This window comes from Pedobacter sp. UBA5917 (assembly GCF_002432345.1).
Classification (GTDB): Bacteria; Bacteroidota; Bacteroidia; order Sphingobacteriales; family Sphingobacteriaceae; genus Pedobacter.
Map to the genome: position 1 here is coordinate 1 of NZ_DJDT01000252.1, position 7,825 is coordinate 7,825.

8 protein-coding genes are annotated in these 7,825 nt (G+C 38.7%); 2 read left to right on the forward strand and 6 right to left on the reverse strand.

Annotated elements, in window-relative coordinates; translation table 11 throughout:
• Positions 1 to 121 precede the first annotated feature (121 nt).
• Entirely contained in the window at positions 122 to 1,426 is a 1,305-nt protein-coding gene (locus B2V92_RS16930; RefSeq protein WP_293310304.1) for a DEAD/DEAH box helicase, read from the reverse strand.
• Positions 1,427 to 1,476: 50 nt separating this feature from the next.
• Positions 1,477 to 1,695, reverse strand: a complete 219-nt coding sequence (locus B2V92_RS16935; protein WP_293310306.1) for a hypothetical protein — start codon at positions 1,693 to 1,695, stop codon at positions 1,477 to 1,479.
• 216 nt (positions 1,696 to 1,911) lie between these two features.
• Here B2V92_RS16935 and B2V92_RS16940 point away from each other — a divergent pair, with 216 nt between their 5' ends.
• Both B2V92_RS16940 and B2V92_RS16945 read left to right on the forward strand, forming a co-directional pair.
• On the forward strand, positions 1,912 to 2,385 hold the full coding sequence (locus B2V92_RS16940) for a ribonuclease H-like YkuK family protein (RefSeq protein WP_293310308.1): 474 nt from the start codon (positions 1,912 to 1,914) through the stop codon (positions 2,383 to 2,385).
• A 401-nt stretch (positions 2,386 to 2,786) separates the two neighbouring features.
• Positions 2,787 to 3,254, forward strand: coding sequence for an SRPBCC family protein (locus tag B2V92_RS16945; protein WP_293310310.1), 468 nt, complete (start codon positions 2,787 to 2,789; stop codon positions 3,252 to 3,254).
• Between the two features lie 9 nt (positions 3,255 to 3,263).
• Here B2V92_RS16945 and B2V92_RS16950 read toward each other — a convergent pair whose 3' ends face one another.
• The 4 genes from B2V92_RS16950 to B2V92_RS16965 all read right to left on the reverse strand — a co-directional run bounded on the left by B2V92_RS16950 (position 3,264) and on the right by B2V92_RS16965 (position 7,698).
• Complete coding sequence (locus tag B2V92_RS16950) at positions 3,264 to 3,842, reverse strand: DUF4468 domain-containing protein (protein ID WP_293310312.1); 579 nt, start codon at positions 3,840 to 3,842, stop codon at positions 3,264 to 3,266.
• A 96-nt stretch (positions 3,843 to 3,938) separates the two neighbouring features.
• Positions 3,939 to 4,958, reverse strand: a complete 1,020-nt coding sequence (locus tag B2V92_RS16955) for a porin (protein WP_293310314.1) — start codon at positions 4,956 to 4,958, stop codon at positions 3,939 to 3,941.
• Positions 4,959 to 4,997: 39 nt separating this feature from the next.
• Positions 4,998 to 6,404, reverse strand: a complete 1,407-nt coding sequence (locus tag B2V92_RS16960; protein WP_293310316.1) for an ammonium transporter — start codon at positions 6,402 to 6,404, stop codon at positions 4,998 to 5,000.
• A gap of 346 nt (positions 6,405 to 6,750) precedes the next feature.
• Positions 6,751 to 7,698: a TIGR01212 family radical SAM protein gene (locus B2V92_RS16965; protein ID WP_293310318.1), complete on the reverse strand. Its 948-nt coding sequence runs from the start codon at positions 7,696 to 7,698 to the stop codon at positions 6,751 to 6,753.
• Positions 7,699 to 7,825: the final 127 nt, after the last annotated feature.

Here is a 7,825-nt window from a genome sequence, read left to right on the forward strand (position 1 = left end):
TTGGCAGTTTGCAATTAACAATTTAACAATACTGCAATTAAACAATTAGCCTGCCTGCACAGTTAACCCCCTGAGCGTAGTCGAAGGGTAAACAGTTAACCGATTAACCCAATAAACCATCTCAACTTGCTATTTCCAATTTAAGTTTTTTCCCTTTTATTTTTTCCCCGCTTAAAGCCTTTAATAACTTCTCTACTTTGTTTCTTTTAACAGCCACATAACTCGTGGTATCTTTTACTTCGATCAATCCGAGATCTTCTTTTGCTAAATTACCTTTTTGCAAAAACAAACCAACAATATCGATCTTGTTAATTTTATCTTTCTTGCCGTGGGCCAGGTATAAGGTTACCCAATCGCTTGCTTCGGGCAATTTATAGTTTTCTGATAAAACTTCCTCTTCAATATCATCAGGCAGGTATTTATAATTTTCTTCGGTGGTTAAAATGGCATAAGCTGTTCCTTTTGCATGCATCCGTGCGGTACGGCCGTTCCGGTGGATATAGGCATCCTGCGTGTAGGGCAACTGGTAATGCACAATATGTTCAACCTCAGGAATATCGAGACCACGGGCGGCAAGATCGGTTGTGATCAAAATCCTGTGACTTCCATTCCTAAATTTCAGCAAAGCTTTTTCACGGTCAGACTGCTCCATCCCACCATGAAAAACATCGTGACCCAAACCATTTTCGAAAAGCAGATCGCTAATCCGATCTACAGTTTCGCGATGGTTACAGAAAACCAAAGTGTTTTTACTTCCGATTTTACTTAATAACCTGAAAAGATAATCAAGTTTTTCATCGGCCGGAGCTGTTATTTTCTTTAGCTTCAAATCTGGCTTGGCTTCGATATTCTTTGAAAAATCGACTTCTGCCGGATTATTGATTTTCACAAAACCAGGAATCTCTTCCATTTTGGTGGCAGAGGTAAGCATGCGTTGTTTTAAAGAAAGCAGCGAACTGATAATGTACGACATATCATTTTCGAAACCGAACTCCAGCGACTTATCAAACTCATCCAAAACCAATGTTTCGATAAAAGATTCGTCAAAGTTCTGGTTATCCAGATGATAAGCTATCCTGCCCGGTGTACCGATTAAAACTGCAGGCGGATGGGCCAGGTTATTTTTTTCGATCCTTACGGCATGTCCGCCATAACAGCAGTTTACCTTAAACGGGGTTCCCATCTGCTTAAAAACCTGCTCAATCTGTAGTGCCAATTCTCTCGAAGGTACCAAAATCAAAGCCTGAACGCCTTTAACTCCTGCTTTTAAGTTGGAAAGTAAAGGCAATAAAAAGGCCAACGTTTTACCCGAACCCGTTGGCGCAATCAATATCACATCTTTACCGGTTTTAGCTGCCTGCAAAGAAGCTTCCTGCATTTCGTTAAGTGCAGAAATATTTAATTTTTTTAAAGCATTTTCTATCATTCCGCCATAAAGGTAATCATTTCTCTTTAGGGCAAAAACCAGCCGATAAGCTAGGGCTTAAAAAACCTGTTCCTGAGTTTACGCAGGGTAGAAAAATTTAAGGTTCTATCTAACAACATCAGCATGTTACCACGTTTAGACATAGAAGATAACACTTTCTCATTAACGGCATCAACTGAAGATAAAATCCTGTCGGTCAGTTCATCTGCAAATTTATTGGCCCTGCTATTTTGCAATAACTGAAGTTCCTGAATCAATTCTGCTTTCATAATCAAAATTTTTTAATGAATCTACTAATATTTAACGGGTCAAAAAATGATTTGTTTCAATAAATTACAGATCGATCCAAACTATTATCACTAACTTGTTGATAACTAACTTTTTGTTAGCAAATAAACAATCTGCACTTAACACGTATTTAATTTTTAGCGCTTATTTTTATAAAAACCTGATTACCATTTGTTAACCTCAAAAAAAACACATGTATGACGTGGAAAAAATTTAGTGGCGAAGTTATTCAGTCTTCAATCCTCGAAGAAGTAGAAAAAGCGATTATCAGAGAGAGTGAAAACGGTTTTAAACTTAAAGTTTGCATCGGTACCGACTCGCAGGTTAAAGGCGCAACAACCGATTTTGCAACCGTAATTGTATTGTTAAGAGAGCACCATGGTGGTTTTATGTACATCCATCAGGAAAAAAGTACACAACAGGTAAGTATTAAGGAAAGAATGTTGATGGAAGTACAGAAATCCATAGAAACGGCCTACTCCATCTGCGATTTACTCGATATTTATGATGTAGCGCTCGAAGTACATGCAGACATTAATACCAATCCATCATTTAAATCAAACAAAGCACTGAATGATGCCATGGGTTACATTTTAAGCATGGGTTTCATTTTTAAAGCAAAACCGGAAGCATTTGCCAGTTCTACCTGCGCAGATAAGATGGTGCATTAGGATGGATGATGTGGGATGGAAAAGGGATGATGGAATTATTATGGAGCTAGAGATAACGCATCGTCCTCGTTTTTAACGAGGACGTATGAGAAGAGCGATTTTATCGCTTTATGCATTTTCTTTATGTGCATTAAAAACGCACTTCCCAATAATCCTCGTTACAAACGAGGACTATAGATGTGTAACGAAGTCGAGAACCACGAACTGCTCAGCAAAGCTAAATCTGTCTCGAGATAGATCTCTCCCTGCCCGATGCAGGCGGGCGTTCCACTGCGTTTCAGTCGAGATGACGATACTTAATTTGGAGTCCATCAGTGCTAGCGAAGTCGAGATGACGATTTTTCTTTGCGCTTAACACGGAACAAAACCCCATATTTGCTGTTGTTTTAAAAAACAAGAGCTTGGAAACATATCGATTAGAATTTAGCCAAAAACTCCCTGTTGATTTAGATCAGGCATGGGATTTTTTCTCTTCGCCATTAAATCTGGAAGAAATTACTCCGAACGACATGACTTTTGAAGTAACTTCGCCGGATATGGATCATACCAAAATGTATCCAGGCCTTATTATTACTTATAAGGTGGCTCCGCTATTTGGCATCAAACTAAATTGGGTAACCGAAATTACCCATGTTAAGGATAAAGAATACTTTATTGATGAACAACGTTTTGGTCCATTTGCTTTCTGGCACCATCAGCACCATTTTAAAAAAATAGATGGCGGTGTGCTGATGCACGATACATTACACTACGGCATCGGCTGGGGACCAATTGGCTTTATTGTGAATGCATTGATGGTAAAAAATAAAATCAACGGGATTTTTAAATTCCGCCATCAAAAGGTTGAAACGTTATTTGGCAAGTTTTAATCTTTATTTTTACCACTGTTTGGTAGAAATGGTTTCGGCTTTCTTTTTAGCTTTTTCTACCCTGTTGGTTGCTAAATATTTTTTAAAATCCTCTCCAAACTTCTCTATTTTATTGTAGGCACTGTTTACAATGTCTTTCCATGCACCTGCACTAAGCTTACCCGGCGTACGCTCTAAAGGTACACCTACTTTGGTAGTTGCCACGAAATTTCCATAACGGTCGCGCTGATAGGGAATAAACAACAGATCAGTTAGCCAAAAACGGTATTTTCCATTACGGGCCTCAAATACAAAATTATAACTCACCTCTCCGCTCGGATGCCCGGCAACCAGAATTGTTTTATCGATCACCATGGTTCCTTTCGCCAGAACAGACGAGTCGGTAACACTTTCCTGTGCCATTGATTTTTTATAAGCCACATTAACGAAAGATCTGGCCCTTTGCAATAACGTATCTTTACTAAACGATTGAGAATCGACCACCATATAGTAAATAAATTTACCGTTATCATCTTTAGAAAACTGTTTCTGTTGTGCAGAAAGATCGATGGAAAATGCGAGCAGAAGAATAATAATTATGTATTTCATCAGAATGGATTAATAGGCTAACCGGATATTTTAAAGGTACAAAAAAGCCGTCCCGATTTTACACCGGGACGGCTAATATTAATCATTTTTATTTACTTAAAAAGCGTAAACCGCGGCCAAAGAGAACTGACCTGCATTTGGTGCTGCAGCGCCACTTTCTTTAAAGAATGGTTTATCACCGCTATGATCTAATCTAACCTCTGGAATAAAGGTTAAACCACCTGATTTAATGTTTGCAGTAAAGGTTACAGCAGTATATTTTACACCCTGCACCGGACCTACATTTTTATACTTAAAGTACTCACCTCTTAAACCTAGCGTTATTGCATCGGTAACAGCATACTGGGGATAAAGTGCAGCACCTGCATAACCACCTCCATCGTTGTCAATATCGTAATTTGCAGCATTTAAACCTAGCTTAAATTCTTTTGTAATCTGATAAGATGTTGTTAAATCTTCGATGGTTCCATAACCACCGGCACCAGCGCCAGATAATACATTAAGATAAGCAGTCCAGCCTTCAACCGGGGCTACCATTAACTGTCCGCCCACTGCTGATACACCGCGCGTTGCACTATAAGCATTCCAATCATTGAAAACACCTGCCATTAAACTCACTTTATCTGAGAATTTATATGTAGCCTTGATACCAGCATTCTGGAACGGACCATTTGTAAATAAGTACGAAGTAGAGTAGTTGAAATTTCCAACTGGCGAAATTACTTCATAACCTATAAATGTACCCATGTAACCTGCAGTCATCGAAAACTGATCAGTAAAATCGTAATTCACATAGAGGTTCTGGATATGGAATGACGATCCGCCGGCAGCAGCATCAGGAATGGATTGCGATTGACCCCTTGGACCAAAAGACAACTCCCCTACAAATGATGCCTTGCCTGTTTTTTTCTTCAAAGCAATATCAATCATACCCAACGATACTGAATTATGATCGCTGGCGAAGGAGGTGGTAATATTGTTTCCTTTTTTAGCAAAATCATACTTAAAGTAGGTATCAACCGACCCTGAAATTTCAAGTGGTGATGTGGTGGTTTCTTGCGCCAGGGCACACGTAGTGCTGGCCATTGCGAAAATAGCTGTTAAAAGTTTCTTCATGTTTGAGCTTGAATTTGAGTTTAGATATGATAAAAATCCTTAAGAAATTGATTCTGTTAATGGACTGTTTCTTTCGATATAGATGGCTCTCTCTTCTACTAATAAAGTACCCTGAGAGTATTTCTCATCGTGTTGAGATGCATCAAGACCGATTTCTTCCTCTTCTTCAGAAACCCTGATCGGATTGATTAAGTTTACAAATTTGAAAATCACGAAAGATACTACAAAGCTAAAGGCAATTACGATTACCGCACCTTTTAACTGGGTAATAAAGAATGCCGGATTACCATAGAACAATCCATCGGCGCCAGCTGCATTAACTGTTTTTGTAGCGAATACCCCGGTTAATAGCATACCAACAATACCGCCAACACCGTGACAAGGGAAAACATCTAAAGTATCATCTAAGCTGGTTTTTTGTTTCCATGAAACTACCAGGTTAGAAATAACCGCAGCAATGGCGCCGATAAATATACTTGATGAAATGCTTACAAAACCTGCACCCGGCGTAATGGCAACCAAACCAACTACGGCACCGATACAGAAACCCAGTACCGAAGGTTTTTTACCCCTGGCCACATCAAAGAACATCCATGATAAACCAGCAGCACCAGCAGCGGTATTGGTAGTAAGGAATGCTGAAACAGCTAAGCTACCAGCACTTAATGCAGAACCTGCGTTAAAACCGAACCAACCGAACCATAATAAACCTGTACCGATTAATACGTAAGGAATATTAGCAGGTGGAACTTCTTTATGCTCCAAGTGGGATTTTCTGCGTTTTAAAACCAATGCACCAGCTAAAGCGGCCATACCTGCAGAAATGTGAACTACGGTACCACCAGCAAAATCCAACACACCCATTTTTAACAGGAAACCTTGTGGATGCCAGGTCCAGTGTGCCAACGGCGAATAAACGAAGATTGCGAATAAAACGATAAATAAAATGTAAGAGGTAAAACGGATACGTTCTGCAACCGCACCAACCACTAAACCCGGGGTGATAATGGCAAACATTAACTGGAAAACCGCAAATAAAGAAAGTGGAATAGTTAGATCAGCTCCTCCCTGTAAATGTGGTGCACCGGAGTTTACCCCTTTAAAGAACAAAAATGTTGATGGATTTCCGATAAATCCGCCAATGGTATCACCAAAAGCTAAACTAAAACCAACAACTGTCCATAAAACGGTGATTACCCCTGCTGCTACAACACTTTTAATCATTGTAGATAATATATTTTTACGGTGAACCATGCCTCCATAAAAAAATGCAAGACCTGGTGTCATTAAAAATACAAGAGCAGCAGCTATTAAAATAAAAGCAATATCCGGACCGCTGTATTTTCCTTCGTCGAAATTTGGAAGTAGTGGAATAAATAGAGCGAAAATCGCGACGATCATCAAAATCGCGAAAGGCGCAAACTGTTTAAAGGAGAATTTACTCATAGTTTTTAGTTTAATTTGTTAGTATTATTTAAATAATATGATTTTTGGTTATTTATTTTTATAAAAATACGACATATTGTAATTTTTACATCATAAAATTGAAATATTTTAACAAAAAACAGTGATTTTTATAAAACAAAGCAAAATTCAACCACAAAATTAAAAATAACAAAAAAAACACGTGTTTTTAATATGAGTTTTTAATAAAAACAAAACACATAATTTTAACACTTTTAACAGTTTTTATATAAAATTTATAAAAAATCAACTCAAAAAATATACAAAAACAGAAAAACCAGTGAAAATTCACTGGTTTTTAAAAAAATTATATAAAATATCAACTTTTTCACATAAAATACTCAGAGCCCTGAACAACCCCTCTTCTTTCGATTTCTTTATCCATATAAGTCTGAATTGCCGATTTATTAAGCCCCCAGTTAGGTGCAATTAATAAGTCCCAGTCTGAAATTCCAAAAAGCCGTTGTATTACAATATCCGGACGTAACAATGGGATCAGTTCGCACAACAGATCGGTATACTCTTCTAAAGAAAACAGCTTAAATGGTTCTTTTTTGTATTTCGCCCCCATTATCGACCCTTCTACCACATGTAAATGATGGAACTTTACAAATTTGATCTGCGGAAAACGGTTAATTTCGTGGATATAGCCGCGCATCTGCTCGCTGGTTTCCCAAGGAAAGCCAAATATGGTGTGTACACAAAGATCGAGTTTGCTATCTTTCAAAAGTTCGACCGCAGCTACAAACTCACCATGGCTACAGCCCCTGTTGATCTGATCAAGCGTTTCATCGTAAATCGATTCCATTCCCATTTCAAGATCCACATCAAAACGGTCAGTATAACTTTCTAACAAAGCGACTTTTTCTGCATCGATACAATCAGGACGGGTACCTACCGCAAACCCCACAATATCTTCGGTATTGATGGATAAGGCCTCATCATACATCATCTTTAAATAATGCGTAGGCGCGTAAGTATTGGTGTTGGGCTGAAAATATACAATATACTTATCGGCACGGTAAGAGTTTTTGGCCCTTAACATACCTTCTTCGAGCTGATCTTTGATATTCGGGTTTTTACGCGAAGGCTCGGGCGTAAACGAATCTACATTGCAATAGGTGCAGCCACCATAACCCTTGCTCCCATCGCGGTTGGGGCATGTAAAACCGCCATCAACAATTACCTTGAATACACGCTGCCCTTTATATTTTTCGCGCAGATAAGTGCCGTAATTTTTATATCCTTTTATACCTGAATCTACCTGTGTTCCCATTTGTTGCAAAAATACGCTTTTTGAACGACACGCGGAGTTGGTGGAGCGAGATTTGGTATTTTAGACCTGAGATGTGAGATTAGGCGTACAATTAGGGCGTAGGGCGTAGGGTGTAGGGTGTAGGGTG